Consider the following 15,734-nt stretch of genomic DNA (forward strand, 5'->3'; position numbering starts at 1 on the left):
CACATGACGCATTGAAACAGTAGCTGCCCCATGGCATCCCGCACCCTATAAGGCGGCCAAGAGCAATTTTTGAAGGAAGACGGATGTCGATCAAGGACGATATTTCCAATTACAAAGCCCGGATCGGCGTCGTGGGACTGGGGTATGTCGGCCTGCCGCTGGCGGTGACGGCCGCACAGCGCGGCTTCCCCGTGACGGGCTTTGACGTCGACACCTCGAAAATGGATCGCCTCGATGCCGCCGACAGCTATATCGGCGCGGTCAGCAGCGAGGCACTGGCCGAGCTTGCCCCCACCGGGCGGTTTGAGTGGACCACGGATTTCGCGCGCATGGCCGAGTGTCAGGTGATCATCATCTGCGTGCCGACCCCGCTGACCAAACAACGCGAACCGGACCTCTCTTATGTCGAGGACACCACCGCCAAGATTGCCAAATACATCACCGCAGACACGCTGGTGGTGCTGGAATCCACCACCTTCCCCGGCACCACCGAAGAGGTGCTGGGCCCGATCCTTGCCTCCTCCGGTCTGGAACTGGGCCGCGAGATCTTCCTTGGCTTTTCACCCGAGCGCGAAGACCCGGGCAACGCCCATTTCAACACCCGCTCGATCCCCAAGATCGTGGCAGGCTCAGGCGAGATGGCAGGTGATCTGGTCGAAGCCCTTTATGCCAATATCGTGGACGAGGTGGTGCGTGTGCCCACCACGCAAACCGCCGAAGCGGTCAAGATCACCGAAAACATCTTTCGCGCCGTCAACATCGCCCTCGTGAACGAGCTCAAGCTGATCTACGACAAGATGGATATCGACGTCTGGGATGTCATCGACGGGGCTGCCACCAAGCCCTTTGGCTACATGCCGTTCTATCCCGGTCCCGGTCTGGGCGGACACTGCATTCCGATCGATCCGTTTTATTTGACCTGGAAGGCGCGCGAACATGGCGTGCCGACGCGGTTCATCGAACTGGCCGGTGAGATCAACACCGACATGCCCCAGCATGTGGTCGCGCGCCTGCGCGAGATCGTGGACCGCACCTCCGGCAAGGGGCTGAGCCAGGCGCGCATCCTGCTGGTGGGGGTGGCCTACAAGAAAAACGTCTCTGACATGCGCGAAAGCCCGTCGATGAAGCTGCTGGAATTGCTCGATGACGCGGGCAGCCAGGTCGATTTCATCGACCCGCATGTGCCTGAAATCCCGCCCATGCGCGAATACAAACAGTTTCTCGCCCGCCCCGCCACGGACCCCGCCACGTTGGAGGCCGGTCAGTATGACGCGGTGCTGATCGCGACGGATCATGACGCGGTGGATTACCCGCAATTGCTGACGCTTAGCTGCCCGGTAGTGGACACCCGCAACGCCATCGCCCGCCGCGGGCTGGCGATGGACACAGTGACAAAGGTCTAAAAGCGCATGATCGAGCCTCTTGCCCGCCGCATGGGTCGTCTTTACCCGCTGAAATCGGGCTGCGGACCGCTGGCCAATGCCGCCTTTTTCCGCTGGCTGGACCCCGCAGGGGGGTCGGATGCCGAAGTGTCGCTGGTGGGAGGCAAGGCCGTTGTGCCCTCGGGGGATTATGTCGGGCGCGCGATGCGCTATGTGGGCGATCTGGACCCCAAGGTGTCCTGGGTCATCGACCGGGTTGTCCAGCCTGGCGACGTGACGCTGGATATCGGCAGCAATCTCGGGCTGGTCAGCCTGCGCCTTGCGGCTCGTGTCGGCGCGCAGGGCCATGTCCATGCCTTTGATCCCCAACCGCGCATGCAGGATTACTTTCGCCGCACGCTGGCGCTCAATCCCGGCACCCCGATCACGCTGCATCCCATCGGTCTGGGCACCGAAACGGCGACGCTGGAACTGGCCGTGCCCGGCCACAATGCAGGCTCGGCCTCACTCACGCAGCAGATGGCTGCCCGTCCGGGGGTCGAACTGGTCAAGGTGCCGGTGCGCGCCCTGGATGACTATGCTGCCGAGATCGGGCTGACCCGGATCGATTTCATCAAGATGGATGTCGAAGGCTTTGAAGCGCAGGTGATCGAAGGCGCGCGCGATCTGCTGAGCAGGACCCGGCCCAAGGTCATTGTCTTTGAGGAAAACAGCCCCGATCCCGTCACGGGCCTGTCGCCTGCGCTGCAGGCCCTGCTCGATTTGGACTATGATCTCTTTGCCTTACCAAAACGCCTGTTCAGGGTCGCATTGTCACCCTTGTCCGCGGGTCTGCCCGCCCATGATTATGTGGCGGTGTCCCGCGATGCAGGGGCTGCGGTGCGCGCCGCGCTTGACCTGTGATCCCGGGCGCACAGTTGAACCGCATTTTGAAGACGAACCCCATATCGCCCCCACCCTGCCGCAAATGCGGGTATGGTGCGGCACGCATTCTGAAAGGATATTGTGATGACCTCCTTCGCCTACACCATTGATCCCGAAACGCTGCTGACCGACACGGCCACGGCCAAGTCACTGGGTGCAAGCTATGCGGAAAAATATCAAAGCGGCGAACCCTATCATCACATCTGCATCGACAACTTTCTGCCCGAGGATGTGATCAACGGCGTGATCAAGGACATTGCGACCCTGCCGGACGCCGAGGCCAGCTTCAGCCGCGCGCAGGAGAACCTCAAATCCTCCTACATTCCCGAGCGTCTGCCGACCTATACCAAGAACCTGTTTTACGCGCTGAACTCGCGCCCCTTCCTGCTGTTCCTGCAGGAGATGACCGGCATCGATAACCTGATCCCCGATCCCTATTTCAACGGGGCGGGCATCCACCGGACACTGAATGGCGGGCATCTGGACATCCATGCCGATTTCAACGTGCACAAGCAGATGCGGGTCGAGCGGCGCCTGAACGTGCTGATCTATCTCAACCGCGACTGGCAGGAAGACTGGGGCGGGTCCTTTGAAATCTGGGACAAGCAGATGACGCAGAAAATGGCGAGCTTTGTACCCACCTTCAATCGCATGGTCTGTTTCTCGACCGGGTCGGACACGTTCCATGGCAATCCCGAACCGGTCAATCACCCCAAGGGCGAGCCGCGCCAGTCCATCGCGCTTTATTACTACACCGCCACATGGGACGACACGCGCAAGGAACACACCACCCTGTTCAAGCCCCGCCCCGGCTCGGTGGATCAGGCCGACAAGGTGATCGCGCGGCGCGCCTTTATCCAGGATGTGTTGCCCCCGGCGCTCTATCGCAAGATCGGGGGCAAGCTGCGCCACATCGGGTTCTAGGCGGGCCCGCCCGGCCGATCGCGGCCCCAACTTGTTTTCACACCACACCGGTCAGATGCACTGAACATGGTTTCCACCTCCCTCCAGACTGACAGCTCGGCCGCGGCGCGCCTTGAGTGGGTCGACGTGCTGCGCGGGGCGGCCATTCTGCTGGTGGTGATCGGGCACAGCTGGCGCGGGTTGTTCGGGGCCGATCTGCTGGACGAGGCCACGTTTTCCGGTCTCGATCGCGGCATCTACAGTTTTCACATGCCGCTGTTCTTCATGATTTCCGGGCTTTTCTACATGCGCGGTCTCAGTGCAGCGCCGGGTGTGTTTGTCACCACCAAGCTCATGCGCCTGCTCTATCCGATCCTGTTGTGGACCTATGTCTTTGTGCTGGTCAAGCTGGCGGCAGGCCCCTTGGCGAACACCCCTGCGACGCTGGATGATCTGTGGGTGCTGCCGATCCCGGGCCGGTGGCATTTCTGGTTCCTGTGGGCCTTGCTGCTGATGCAGCTTGCGCTTTACGCCCTGCGCCCGTTGCGCACCCGGCCAGAGCGGAAACTCCCTGTTTTGGGACTGCTTTTCCTCGCCAGCATCTGGCTGTCGGAGCTTGTCTTCATGCTGCCTGACGGGTCCTGGCCCTGGGTCGGAGGGGCGATGGTGATGCTGCCCTATTTCATTGCCGGGATCGCCCTGGGGGATCATCTCAACCGCATTCCGCAAACCGGCCCCCTGCCCCTTGTGGCGGGCATCGCCCTGCTGATCGGCTTTGGCCTTGTGATCTCGGTCTCGATCACCGGCCATATTCCGTCGATCCTGTTTTCCCTGGGGATGAGTCTGCTGATGGTCTTTCTCTGTGCGGGCAGTCACCGGTTGCCACGCCCCCTCCATGCCCTTTTGTCCCGCATGGGGCGGGCGACCATGGCGATCTTTTTGCTGCACACGTTCTTTTCGGCGGCCCTGCGCGAGGTGCTGCTGCTGATCGGTGTGACGGATATCACCCTGCACATGGTGCTGAGTGTTGCCATCGGTGTCGCGGGGCCACTGATCGTCTTTGCACTGGCCCAACGCCGGGGCCTGTCCCGCGCCCTTGGGTTCTGAGCCGGCCTGCGCCTTTTCCCCGTCTTTAAACCTTAGTTAACCATAAGCCCGCATTTTCCGATGCAAAGGCCCTGTTGCCGCCCATGGGTCGGCGCCTGGGGCATCGACATCGGATGGAATGCAAAGCGTGAAATACCGTGCTGAAATAGATGGCCTGCGCGCCATTGCCGTGGCCCCGGTCATCCTGTTTCATGCAGGGTTTTCCATTTTCAGCGGCGGCTTTGTCGGGGTCGATGTGTTCTTTGTGATCAGCGGCTATCTGATCACCACGATCCTGATCACCGACATCGATGCCGGGCGCTTCAGCCTGATGCAGTTTTACGAGCGGCGCGCGCGGCGCATCCTGCCTGCACTTTTCGTGGTTCTGGCGGTCTCAGCCGCCATCGCCTGGGTCACGCTGATGCCCAAGGACATGCTCGATTTCTCCGAAAGCCTTGCCGCCACGGCGCTGTTTTCCTCCAACATCCTGTTCTGGAAAGAGGCGGGCTATTTCGACACGGCAGCCGAGCTCAAGCCGCTTTTGCACACCTGGAGCCTCGCGGTTGAGGAGCAGTTCTATATCTTCTTCCCCCCCGCCCTTTACGTGCTGTGGCGCTGGGGGCGGCGGAACATGCTGGGGGTTCTGATTGCCGTCTTTGTGCTCAGCCTCGCGCTTGCCCAATGGGGGGCCTATCACAAGCCCAGTTCTGCCTTTTACCTCTTGCCCACCCGCGCCTGGGAGCTGTTGATGGGCAGTTTCTGCGCCTTTTACCTGCAACGCGGTCGCATCCCCCTGCCTGCGGCGCTGCATCAGGGGGCCGCGGCCCTTGGGCTGGGGTGCATCTCATTCGCGGTTTTTGCCTATGACACCACAACGCCCTGGCCGGGCCTTTATGCGCTGCTGCCCACGCTGGGCACGGCGCTGATCATCCTTTTTGCCACGCGGGGCACGCTGGTTCACCACCTGCTCAGCTTCAAATGGATCGTAGGGCTGGGGCTGATCAGCTACAGCGCCTATCTCTGGCACCAGCCGCTCTTTGTCTTTGCGCGCTATCGCAACCTCACGCCCCTGTCCGAGGGCACGATGCTGGCGCTGTGTGCGGTGACGATTGGTCTGGCCTGGCTCAGCTGGCGCTATATCGAGGCGCCGTTTCGCGCGCCCCGGCAGATCGGACGCGCCGCCGTGTTCCGCCTGAGCGCAACCGGCATGGCCGCCTGCATTCTGGTGGGCGCGGCGGGCTATCACAGCGACGGCTTCAAGGGGCCGCGCATCCCCGATCAGGTCGCGGCACTCGCCGCCTTCACCCATGACGACAACCCGTTCCGGGCGAGGTGTTTTTCAGGTCCAAACCACTATGTAGAGCCTGATAATGCCTGCATTTTGGGGAACAGGGACGACATACGCGGCGTGTTGATGGGGGATTCCCATTCCGACGCGGTGGCCTATCCGCTGCATACCGTACTTGATGCGCAAAACGTGGGCCTCAAACACATGTGGTACAATGGCTGCCCGCCCATCGAAGGGCTGCATGTGCTGACCCACAAGAATGACTATCGCTGCGCGGGGTTCAACGCGGATGCCTTTGCCGCCGTCTATGCGGACCCGGCCCTTGAATATGTCGTGCTGACCGGACGGTTCACCATCTATTTCGAAGGCGACGGCTATGACAATGGCGAAGGTGGGGTGGAACATGACACCTACTACCCCGCAGGGCTGAGCGACCGCGCCCCCGGCCCCTACCCCGAGGCCGAGCGGCGCGCAGATGTGCTGCGCCTTTATGCGCGGCAAGTCACCGACCTGCTGGCGGCTGGGAAAAAGGTGATCCTGCTGTACCCGGTGCCCGAACAGGGCTGGGACGTGCCTGCCTTTGTGGCCAAGACCCTGTTTTTCTCGGGGCAGGAGATCGACCTGTCGGTCAGCCATGACAGTTTCAAGGCGCGCAATCACAGCGTGATTGCCAATTTCGATGCGATCCCGGATCACCCCAACCTGTTCCGGGTGAAACCGGACGCGATCCTGTGTGACACCTTTATCGCGGGAAGATGCGTGGGCGCGCTTGATCAAAAGGCGTTCTATTACGACGACGATCACCTGTCGAATTATGGGGCGTCCTATATCGCACCCGAGATCGCGCGCCACATCACGCCGCGCCCGACCCTGACAGCCGAAGCCCTACCCGAACGGGTCGCGATACCACCCCAGCCGCTGCTTGAGTATCGCCCACAGGAACGGGGGCTCGTGCACGACATAGCGATGGAAACGGGCACGTGGTTCCTTGACTAGGCGATAAAGCCACTCGAACCCGGACTCGGTGATCCACTTGGGTGGACGTTCAAAGGTACCGCTTTCGTAATCGATGGTCCCGCCCAGAGGCAGCCACAGCTTTACCCCCGGCATCCGGTCGCGGTACTTGATGATGAACTTTTCCTGCCGCCCGCCGCCGAGCCCCACCAGCAGGGCCGTCGCGCCCGAGGCATTGACCGCATCGATCATCGCGTCGATCTCGCCCGGCGTGTTTTCGAAATCAAACGAGGGCGCATAGGTGCCCACGATAAAGTCGCGCCCCACCTTGGCATTGACGTTCTTTTGCGCGCGTTCGGCGATCCCCGGCTTGCCGCCCAGCATGAACAGGGTCATGTCGGGATTGTCCTTGTGGTGCATGTAGAACCTGGGGAAGTAATCCGACCCCGACACCCGCTCCTGCACCGGAGTGCCCAGGAACTTGGTGGCGAAATACATGATCTGGCTGTCACAGGTGATCACGTCGAACTGGTCGATGATGGCGTGAAATTCGGGGTCCTGCTGCAGTTTCATGGCCATGTCCACATGCAGCGTCAGCAACAGCCCTTCGTCAAAGTCGGCCACCAGCTCGTCCATCGAGATATCGTGGACATAGGCGTTGAGCATCCTGACGCGGGGCGCAGTTTTGATCGAGGCGTTGGCTTTGGTCATGTTGCTTCCGTCAGGCATGTTGCAGTCCACCCATATGCTGGGCCACCAGATCGCGGGTGCCGATGATGTTGCCCCGGCTTGAGGCGCCAAAGACGATGGATTTCAGGCCCGGCAGGCCCGACACCCATTCGATGGCCTCGGCCGGAGGGATAGCCCCCGAGGCATAGACCGACATCGCAATCGCGCGCACCCGGCCAGATGCCATCATGTCGGTATAGGCCTCAAGCCCGCCGCACATCCGGAACCCGATCTTGTTGATGTTGGAACACACGATAGGGTTGGTGATCCCCTCGGCCTCAAGGGCCTCGACCAGCATCGGCATGTTCATGGTGATAAAGGCCGGCTCGGCGTCATAGGTCTCAAGGATATGGTCGTGAAACACCTTCAGCGCGCCGGTGAACCCCATGCCAAGCAGCAGGTCGGTGAACACGTTCTGCATGAAGATCACCGGCGTCTTGAGGCCTGCAAACATCTTCATCTCGGCATCGATCAGGATCTTGGCGATCCCGTCCACATCCTTGGTGGCCAGCGCCGCCCCGCCCTTGAGCGCGGTTTTGAGCAAACCCCCCTCGGGCATGAAATGCTGCACCGCACCGATCATGCCGTGATCGGTCACGGCATTGGCGTATTTGTGGGCATAAGGCATGCAGGGGTAGAACTGGAAATCGGCATAGCGGTCCGGGTTGTCACGCACGATCTGCGCGATCTCGGCGATGCGATCGTGGGTGGTGCACATGAAACTGCGAATGCCCGCATCATAGGCGATGTCGAGCACATCCATGATGGCCGACGTGTCCTGAAACCGCATCGCTTGCGCGCGGGCCTTTTCCTCGGACATGTGGTTGATGCCAAAGAACTGGTTGTCGCCGAACAGAAGTTTATCCATCGTCATGCTCCTGCGCGGCCAAACCAGCTGCGTTTCTGGGGGGTGGCAACGGGGCTGACCCTGGGGGCCTCGCCCACGGGAATGCCGGTGTCGCTGTTTTCCAGGATCATCGCGATGCTCTGATCCGTGGCCGCCGCCGAGCGGAAATCATTCTCTGTTGCGCGGGTTTTGGCGTCGCGCACGGCTGAGATGAAATCGTCGATCTGGTTGGAATATTCCTCGCCGCGCAGATAGAACCAGCTCTCTTGCGTGAGTTCGGTGGTGTATTTGACGTTCCAGCCCTTGGAATATTGCGGCAGCGCCTCCGAGGGCGCGCGCAAATACAACTGGCATTCCTGCCGGTCGGCAAAGATGCGGCCATTGGTGCCGATCATCGAAATCTTGGTCGACATCTTGCGGTGGCTTTCATCAGACCAGTTCACCGACAATTGCGCCGTGGGCCCGTTTTCAAACCGCAAGGTCGACATCACCTCGTCATCGGTGCCTTCGGAAAAGATCGAGGTCAGCACCGACCCGGTCACCTGTGCAGGCACCCCAAAGAACCAGTTGAGCAGGTTCAGCGGGTGGGCGGCATAATCATAAAGGCACCCGCCGCCTTCGGATTTGGTGGTGCGCCAGCTTTGACGTTTGGGGCGCAGGACCACGGGGCCATAGGCCTCGGCCATCACATGGGTGATGCGCCCAAGCGCGCCGCTGTCGATGATGCGCTTCATCTCTTGGAAGGCGCCCACATGGCGATAGTGATAGCCGACCTGATTGATCAGCCCCTTTTGTTCGGCCAGATCCGCCAGCGCCACGGCGTCCTGCCAATCGAGGCAAAACGGCTTTTCACAAAAGACATGGATGCCCTTTTCGAGGGCGGCACGCACCATCGGGGCATGGGCCCGGCTGGGCGTGGCGATCACCACCGCATCCAGCGCCTCTTCGGCCAGCATGCGGTCGTAATCCTTGTGAAAGGTCGCGGGCGTGTTCTTGGACAGCACATCGACCATGAACCCGGACGCATCACAGGCCAGGGTTTCGGTATCGGGATGGGCGTGGACCAGCGAGAAATGGGACAGCCCCATTTTGCCAAGACCGACAACAGCGATGCGAACAGGTTTAGACATGGGTTTCCATTATTGTTCTGTGCTCAGGGCCTCGTGACACCGGACCATGGCACAGGTCGGGCGTGATGATGTCATCGGGGCCTAAAGTGAAAATCAGGTAATTTCTTGGCATCCGATCAACAGTTTTCCTGTGCGGCAAGATTGAGACGCGTTTTCAAAAAGACTTCTCTGTTCTGATGCATACGGGCATGGGTCCACGTCGACACCGCGTCGCAGGCCCACGCCCCCATATCCGCCAAAACCTGGGGCTGCGCAATCGCACGCTCGAAAAGATCAGCCAATGCTGCACTGTCGTCGACATCAAAGAGCCACCCGGTGCGATCCTGCTCCAGACAGGTTTCGATCCCCGGCGTGCGGGTGGCAATAACAGGCAAGGCCTGGCTGAAGGCGTCAAAGATGATGCGCGGCTGTTCGGGCTGCTGGTTGGCCACCAGCAGGGCCTCGTACTCACCGATCAACTCAAAGAAGGGCGGCCCATAGGCCACCTGTTCGAGAAACCGCACCTGCACCGCGCGGCGCGGCTGGTCGGCAAAGTTGCGGCACATCGCGGCCAAGGCACCCGCCCCCATCAGATCGACCTGCAACAGCGGTGCGGGAATATCCTGTCCCTCATGGCGGCGTTCGAACGCCTCAATTGCCTTTAAAACAGTCTCTACGCCCTTTTCAGGCACCAGACGCGCGGGAAAGATCAGCCGGGCGGGACCGTCGCTGCGCTTGGGTTGTCGTGCGGCGTGGGCCTCTGTGTCCAGAATATCCTCGGCATCGATCCACACGGCCGGGGCCACATGGGCCGGCACTTCGGGGGGCAGAAACAGGTCGCGATACCAGCTTTGGGTAAAGATATGGGCATCCGCCGCCCGCACGCAGGCCCGCACCAGACGGCTGTGGAGCATGTGCGACAGTCTCTGGCGCAGGCTGACAGGCCCGCGATCCGGCTTCATCCAGAACGAAGATTCGATCACCATGATCCACTGAAAGGTCAGGAACGGGCGCAGCAACAACACGTAATAAGACAGCGGAAAGGCCCAGCCTGCCCCGCCGGAATGCACGATCCGGCTGTGTTTTACCGCCCGGCGCACTTGCAGAAAGTTCGGCACGAGGTTGCGCAGGACCGACAGCCAGCCGCGATCGCGGGCCACCGGAATGACCTGAGCCTGACTGAGCCCGGTTACCACAACCGCATTGTCCGGGCACGCAGCCATTGGCAAAAGCGGGCAACAGATGCGGAAATCCTGAATATAGGTCAGATGGCAGGCCAGGTCCTTGGCCCACAGATCATCCGCATGGACCGCCCCGTCCGCATCCGCATACAGCGGGATGCGCGTGAACAGCGTGTAAGGGGCGTCAATCATGCGACGGGCCCTGCGGTGACGGACGGGGATGGGGCCTGTGTCACGGCGCGCTGCAAGGCGGCCTCGAACAGGTCCGCGGCATCCTCCCAGGTATAACCGTGCACGGTGTCATAAGCGGCCTGCGAGAACCCGGCCCACGCGTCCTTTGGCATCGCCTCGAACCGCTGCAGGGCATCGGCAAAGGCAGTGGCATCCGATGGCACAAGCATCCCGTTGCGGGCGTTGATCAGCTCGGGCGCGGCCCCGGCGGCAGTGGCGATCACCGGGGTGCGGCAGGCCATGGCTTCCAGCAGCGGCAGGCCGAAACCTTCACTATCACTGGTAAAAAGCCACACATCCGCGCTGGCATAGATCCCCGGAATGTCCTGTTCGGAGGGCGCGCGGTGATAGCGCACCCAGGATGGCAGCGCCAGATCCGCTACCGGGGCAAGCGAGCCAAAGGCGACGGCCTGCAGATGCGGCAGGCGCGTACGCGCCTCGCTCAGGGCCGCGATGGCCAGCCCGATATTCTTGCGCGGGCGTTCGGTATAGACCACGCCAACGGTCAGCCCGTCCGTCTTGGACCGCTCGGGCGCTGTGAAATGATCCAGATCGACCGCATTGGGCACCAGATCAATGCCTTCTACTCCGTGATGATCCCGCAGCATGCGCCGGATATAATCCGAGACCGCAATGCGGTGCAGAGGGGCCTGAAAGGTCGCCGCCACCCGGTCGCGGGGCAGGTGGTCGAACATTTCGTAATCCTGCAGCAGATAGGCCTTGGCCCCCTTTGAGGCCGGCAGCGCTGCAACCCATTCCGCGGTTTCCCACCACGTGGCCACCACCACATCCGCATCGGGCAGTTGATCGGCGGTGATGGTGGGGGTGTCCAGCATGGTATGGGCCACCCCCGTTCCATCCAGATGCGAGGGCGGCATATCCCCGCTCCAGGGGATCAGGCCCCGACCATGCAGCAGGGACTTGAGCTGATGCACCGCCCCGGGGCGGCGTGGGGCCACGGAAAAATGCTGCACCTCGTGCCCGCGCGCGGCCAGCGCCTGCGCATGGGTTGCCACCACCCGGATACCGCCGGACAGGTTCACCGTGGGATGAAGAAAGGTTATCCTCATAAGCCGCCTTCAGTGCACAATGGCCCCCGCAGACACGTCATTTGCGAATGTGCGTCTTGCGAAAGACCAGAAACCGGTTCCCGAGATAGTTGAAGATCATGCCCGACGCGATGCCCCCGAGGGCCGCAAGATGCAAGCCATAGCTGAGCCCGTCGGTGATCTGGCTGCGCAGAAAGACCGACATGACAAAGCTGACCCCTGCCCCCACGGCCGAGGCCCCGAGAAAGCCGAGGAACTGTTTGCCTAAGTGCCCATGGCGCGCATAGGAAAAGGTAAAGCGGCGATTGAGCAGGAAATTCGTCAGCACGCTGACCCCGATCCCGCCGGCCAGACAGACCGTTTCAGGCAGGCCCATCACGAGCAGCAGGCTGAGCACCGCAAGGTTGACCACCACGCCCGAGGCGCCAACCACCAGGAACTGCGCCAGATACATCGCATTGGCAAAACGGTGCAGATAGAGCCTGCGCAGGTGTTTGATATACTTGAGCTGCTCCTTGAAGGTCAGCTTGCTTTCGCCATGTATGCGGTCGGTGAAATGGATCGGCACCTCGCCGACGTTTTCGAACCCGCATTTCACAACCAGCTCCAGCGCGATCTTGTAGCCCACCGGGTTGAGGTCGTTCACGCTGTCGAAATCGCCTTTGCGCATGGCAAAAAAGCCCGACATAGGGTCGCGTACCGAGGTCAGGGGCCGCGCCAGCAGCGTGGCCACCACCGAATTGAGCCAGCGCAGAAATCCCCAGTCGTCATCCGTCGAGGCCCCCGGCACATAGCGCGAGCCAATCACCATCTGCTGGCCAGTGTTCAGGGCCAGGATCATCTGCGGCACCTTTTCGGGCGGATGGCTGAGGTCGCAATCCATGCACACCAGCACCGGGTATTGCGCCGCGGCAAAGCCGTCGATCACCGCCGGGCTCAGCCCGCGGTCTTTGGTGCGCACGATGATGCGCGCCCAGTCATAGCCCGCCGCTGCCACCGCTTCGGCACTGCCATCCTGGCTGTTGTCATCCAGAAACAGCACCTCAAGCGTCAGATCATGGGCGCGGCGCAGCTGGTCGATACGCTCCAGAATATGGGGAATATTCTCGACCTCTTTATAGGTCGGGATGATGATCGAAATGCCGGTGGTAAACCGGATATCTGCAAATTCAGAAAGGGAAGAGGCCAGGGTCTGGGTCATAAGGAAGAAAGGCTCGTGGAGTTCAAAATATCTATGCTGCCTGTGTCGTGATTTTTATGGCGAAACAAGGGCCGCTTGGAGGTGATGCTAGGCAGGTTCATGTCACCAACCCTCTAACATCAACGGGGTGCGTTGTCCGATTGTCTGGTAATCGGACGGAATCGGGGCCGGGTAGAGAGGTGTTTTGAGCGGGAAACCCTCAAGGCCGACTGCGTCCTTGGGCGTCTCGCTTTGCCACAAGGTAAAGGTGCCATGACGGCTGATCTGGCTGTAGCCGTCAGGCGCCGCCCCGCCTGCCTCAGTGACGATATGAGAAGATCGCGCCCACTGCGTGGCCTCCGCCAGGTCCGGGTCCCAGCCCCAAAGGTACAGCGGCACAGGTTTGCCAAGGGCATAATAGCCCGGCGTGTGCCACCACGGCAAAGACGGCGTTTGGAACGCAACCCCGGTCACATCCGGCGTGCGCCCAAGCGCATGCATCACCGCCGCCCCATCCCGCAAGGGGGTCTGCCAGGGCACAACCCCGAGATAGCGCGCCGAAAACCCGACCGTCACCACCCCGGCCCAAAGGCACAGCAAAACGGGTGCGGCAACAGACCCGCGCACACCGCGCAGGCCCGGCCAGCTGGCCAGAACCGCCCCCCCGATCAGCGCCAGCGGCATGATCCAGAGCACAAAGCGCAGCTCTTTATGGGCCGGGATGTGAAAGGCCAGCACCCCAATCGCCATGGCCACGGCCACAGGCCAGATCCGACCCCACAGCAGCGCCACCCCGATCAGACCGATGGCAAAGAGCCCGCCGCTCTCAAGGATCAGGCGCTTGGCATAGAACAGCACCTCCTGCTCGCCGAAGTTCGAGGCGATGTCATAAAGGAAATTCAGGCGGAAATTGTCGATGAACGAGGACAAAAACCCGCCCCAGAAGACCCAGTCGAGCATCCCCGCCAGCATCAATGCCAGCGCGTTGCCCAGCAGCATCAGCCCCAGCGCGCCTCCGCGCAGTCGGTAAAGCGCGATCAACCACAAAAGTCCCAGCACCGGCACCAGCTGGTAGCGCAGCGCAAAAACCAGCCCCAGCATGAGCCCGAAGGCAAACATGCGCGCGCGCGTTTGCGGGCGCACCATCCACAACACCAGCCAAAGCAGACCATACATCGCCAATATGCCCGGCATCGGCTTGTGTGCGACATAAAGGAAATGATGCCAGAAACAGCCCAGCAGCAGGCTCAGGATCGCGGCCTGTTCGTTCCACAGCACTTGTGTCAGGCGGTACATGGCAATGGGCAGGGACAGGCTGATCAGGCACAGGACCGTCTTGAGGAAAAAGGCGTATTCATGGGGCTGGTCCAGCCCCAGCGCATCGGCCACCACCAACAGCCCTGCCAGACATAAGGGGATCAGCCAGGAGCGGATGCCAAACACGTATTCCCACGGGATCAGCCCATAGCCATGGACCAGCCGATAGGCCTGTTCATGATACTGATATGTCTCGTCGGGATGCAGCGGCAGGTCGGCCCACTGTGCAAAGACCAGGCGCAGGGCAAAACCCACCAGCAGCACAGGCCAGAAAAAGCGCCACGTGACCGCCTTTTCCCGCCCCGTTCCCATAGACGCGGGGGGTGGAAAGAAATGCGTCATAACGCTCATCAAAAACGGCCCATCAATAAGCTTGGCAATGGGCGTCGCATAACAAGCCTCGCCTGACGGAACAAGAAGTGCTGCAAACGATCCTTAAAGCAGCATGTTCAGGCCTCAGGCCGCGTTGAGCTCCAGCACTTCGTCTTCATCCGCGACCAGGGTGGGGGCGGTTTCGTCAAAGGTGCCATGACCGCTGGTCAGCGCTTCCCACAGGGCGGCACTGGCCTGGGCGTCGTTTTCGTCGCCCAGCGTGGTCACGTTGGTCAGGCCCGTGCCCTCGCCAACAGCGTTCAGTCGCAGCGAAACAGTGTCTGTTTCATAGTCGATGACGACCTCGGCATCGCGTGTGGCATCCAGCCCGATCAGCTCGATCCCGCCAAAGCCACCAATCAGCTCGTCCACGCTGATCAGCACATGTTCAGAGGCCTCACCCGACAGGGCCGTGACATCGATCTGCAGATCGCTCAGACCCAGATTGATCCCCGATTGCACGTTCGGTGCATCGCCAAAGGCGCCGGAGCGGAACTCTTCTATGGTCTCAAGCCCGTTTTCATCAGCGGTAAAGCTCAGGTTCGACCCTTCGGACAGACGCAACACGGCTGTCTCGCCGGTGTCCCCGTCAAAGCCCACATCGGCGTCCGTGCCCTCAATGTTCAGCGTATCTTCGGCTCCCAGCGTGGTGGAGGCCCCACCGGTGGCGAGAATTGCATCGCCGCCCGAGACGTCAAAGGACACACCGCCCGTGATCTCGCCGGTATTGGCAAAGCGTCCGGCATCGATGTCGACCACCAGGCTGCCATCCTCGGCCACGCCATTGGTCCAGAACTGACCCGCATTCACGACGTTCACTTCTGCCATGCCGGTGCCGACAAAGGTCTGGCCCTCGACCGTCAGTTTGCCACTGAACAGGGTCAACTCGCCACCATCGCCAAAGGTAAGGTCCTTGAGCGTGGAATTGGCCGCATAGTTGACGAAGTTGCCGCGCAAATCGACACTATCAAGGGCATTCTGGCCCGGTACGACCTCACTATCCCAGTTGATCCGGTTGTCCCACCGGATGCCGCCACCCAGGACGTCGGGCACGAAACTGTGGGTCGTCCCCGCCGAGGCGGTGTAGGTTTCGACCCCGAAGGCGTCCTTGAAAAAGGCCAGCAGGCTGTCGGTGTTGAACTCGTTGTGCTTGAGATATTCGGCCAGATCGTCCCCGGTGGC

Annotated in this window: 12 protein-coding genes and 1 pseudogene; 5 read left to right on the top strand and 8 right to left on the bottom strand. The window is 61.3% G+C overall.

Translation table 11 applies throughout. From position 1 onward, the window contains the following. The first annotated feature begins 83 nt into the window (after positions 1 to 83). From Q1A89_RS22335 to Q1A89_RS22355, 5 genes are all read left to right on the top strand, one after another. Positions 84 to 1,403: a nucleotide sugar dehydrogenase gene (locus Q1A89_RS22335; protein WP_299733788.1), complete on the top strand. Its 1,320-nt coding sequence runs from the start codon at positions 84 to 86 to the stop codon at positions 1,401 to 1,403. Between the two features lie 6 nt (positions 1,404 to 1,409). After that, on the top strand, positions 1,410 to 2,285 hold the full coding sequence (locus Q1A89_RS22340; protein ID WP_299733791.1) for an FkbM family methyltransferase: 876 nt from the start codon (positions 1,410 to 1,412) through the stop codon (positions 2,283 to 2,285). Positions 2,286 to 2,390: 105 nt separating this feature from the next. Beyond that, positions 2,391 to 3,230, top strand: coding sequence for a 2OG-Fe(II) oxygenase (locus Q1A89_RS22345; RefSeq protein ID WP_299733793.1), 840 nt, complete (start codon positions 2,391 to 2,393; stop codon positions 3,228 to 3,230). A 66-nt stretch (positions 3,231 to 3,296) separates the two neighbouring features. Beyond that, a complete protein-coding gene (locus Q1A89_RS22350) occupies positions 3,297 to 4,316 on the top strand; it encodes an acyltransferase (protein ID WP_299733795.1) in 1,020 nt (339 codons plus the stop codon). Between the two features lie 127 nt (positions 4,317 to 4,443). Continuing rightward, positions 4,444 to 6,579 (top strand): acyltransferase family protein, encoded by a 2,136-nt coding sequence (locus Q1A89_RS22355; protein ID WP_299733797.1) that lies wholly within the window; start codon positions 4,444 to 4,446, stop codon positions 6,577 to 6,579. Here the strand turns inward: Q1A89_RS22355 and Q1A89_RS22360 are convergent. From Q1A89_RS22360 to Q1A89_RS22395, 8 genes and pseudogenes are all read right to left on the bottom strand, one after another. After that, the gene (locus tag Q1A89_RS22360) at positions 6,469 to 7,248 is read right to left on the bottom strand and encodes a WecB/TagA/CpsF family glycosyltransferase (protein WP_299733799.1); all 780 of its coding nucleotides are present in this window, start codon (positions 7,246 to 7,248) and stop codon (positions 6,469 to 6,471) included. The two genes, Q1A89_RS22355 and Q1A89_RS22360, sit on opposite strands and share 111 nt — an antisense overlap. Positions 7,249 to 7,258: 10 nt before the next feature. Then, positions 7,259 to 8,134 carry a hypothetical protein gene (locus tag Q1A89_RS22365; protein WP_299733801.1) on the bottom strand — a complete coding sequence of 292 codons (876 nt, stop codon included), beginning with the start codon at positions 8,132 to 8,134 and terminating at the stop codon, positions 7,259 to 7,261. Positions 8,135 to 8,136: 2 nt separating this feature from the next. Then, positions 8,137 to 9,243 (bottom strand): Gfo/Idh/MocA family oxidoreductase, encoded by a 1,107-nt coding sequence (locus tag Q1A89_RS22370; RefSeq protein WP_299733803.1) that lies wholly within the window; start codon positions 9,241 to 9,243, stop codon positions 8,137 to 8,139. A 116-nt stretch (positions 9,244 to 9,359) separates the two neighbouring features. Beyond that, positions 9,360 to 10,595 carry a glycosyltransferase gene (locus Q1A89_RS22375; RefSeq protein ID WP_299733804.1) on the bottom strand — a complete coding sequence of 412 codons (1,236 nt, stop codon included), beginning with the start codon at positions 10,593 to 10,595 and terminating at the stop codon, positions 9,360 to 9,362. Continuing rightward, positions 10,592 to 11,704 carry a glycosyltransferase family 4 protein gene (locus Q1A89_RS22380; RefSeq protein WP_299733805.1) on the bottom strand — a complete coding sequence of 371 codons (1,113 nt, stop codon included), beginning with the start codon at positions 11,702 to 11,704 and terminating at the stop codon, positions 10,592 to 10,594. Before Q1A89_RS22380 ends, Q1A89_RS22375 begins: the two co-directional genes overlap by 4 nt. Before the next feature lie 37 nt (positions 11,705 to 11,741). Continuing rightward, positions 11,742 to 12,884, bottom strand: a complete 1,143-nt coding sequence (locus tag Q1A89_RS22385; RefSeq protein ID WP_299733806.1) for a glycosyltransferase family 2 protein — start codon at positions 12,882 to 12,884, stop codon at positions 11,742 to 11,744. A gap of 102 nt (positions 12,885 to 12,986) precedes the next feature. Beyond that, positions 12,987 to 14,531, bottom strand: coding sequence for a hypothetical protein (locus Q1A89_RS22390; RefSeq protein ID WP_299733807.1), 1,545 nt, complete (start codon positions 14,529 to 14,531; stop codon positions 12,987 to 12,989). 105 nt (positions 14,532 to 14,636) lie between these two features. Further along, positions 14,637 to 15,734 (bottom strand): annotated as a pseudogene (locus tag Q1A89_RS22395) (hypothetical protein); the annotation flags it as partial.

The organism is uncultured Tateyamaria sp. (genome assembly GCF_947503045.1).
Taxonomy (GTDB): Bacteria; Pseudomonadota; Alphaproteobacteria; order Rhodobacterales; family Rhodobacteraceae; genus Tateyamaria.

Excerpts from the sequence above, each read along its gene's own strand:
- Q1A89_RS22335 (WP_299733788.1), top strand. The coding sequence starts at position 84 with ATGTCGATCAAGGACGATATTTCCAATTACAAAGCCCGGATCGGCGTC.
- Q1A89_RS22340 (WP_299733791.1), top strand. The coding sequence starts at position 1,410 with ATGATCGAGCCTCTTGCCCGCCGCATGGGTCGTCTTTACCCGCTGAAA.
- Q1A89_RS22345 (WP_299733793.1), top strand. The coding sequence starts at position 2,391 with ATGACCTCCTTCGCCTACACCATTGATCCCGAAACGCTGCTGACCGAC.
- Q1A89_RS22350 (WP_299733795.1), top strand. The coding sequence starts at position 3,297 with ATGGTTTCCACCTCCCTCCAGACTGACAGCTCGGCCGCGGCGCGCCTT.
- Q1A89_RS22360 (WP_299733799.1), bottom strand. The coding sequence starts at position 7,248 with ATGACCAAAGCCAACGCCTCGATCAAAACTGCGCCCCGCGTCAGGATG.
- Q1A89_RS22365 (WP_299733801.1), bottom strand. The coding sequence starts at position 8,134 with ATGGATAAACTTCTGTTCGGCGACAACCAGTTCTTTGGCATCAACCAC.
- Q1A89_RS22370 (WP_299733803.1), bottom strand. The coding sequence starts at position 9,243 with ATGTCTAAACCTGTTCGCATCGCTGTTGTCGGTCTTGGCAAAATGGGG.
- Q1A89_RS22375 (WP_299733804.1), bottom strand. The coding sequence starts at position 10,595 with ATGATTGACGCCCCTTACACGCTGTTCACGCGCATCCCGCTGTATGCG.
- Q1A89_RS22380 (WP_299733805.1), bottom strand. The coding sequence starts at position 11,704 with ATGAGGATAACCTTTCTTCATCCCACGGTGAACCTGTCCGGCGGTATC.
- Q1A89_RS22385 (WP_299733806.1), bottom strand. The coding sequence starts at position 12,884 with ATGACCCAGACCCTGGCCTCTTCCCTTTCTGAATTTGCAGATATCCGG.
- Q1A89_RS22390 (WP_299733807.1), bottom strand. The coding sequence starts at position 14,531 with ATGAGCGTTATGACGCATTTCTTTCCACCCCCCGCGTCTATGGGAACG.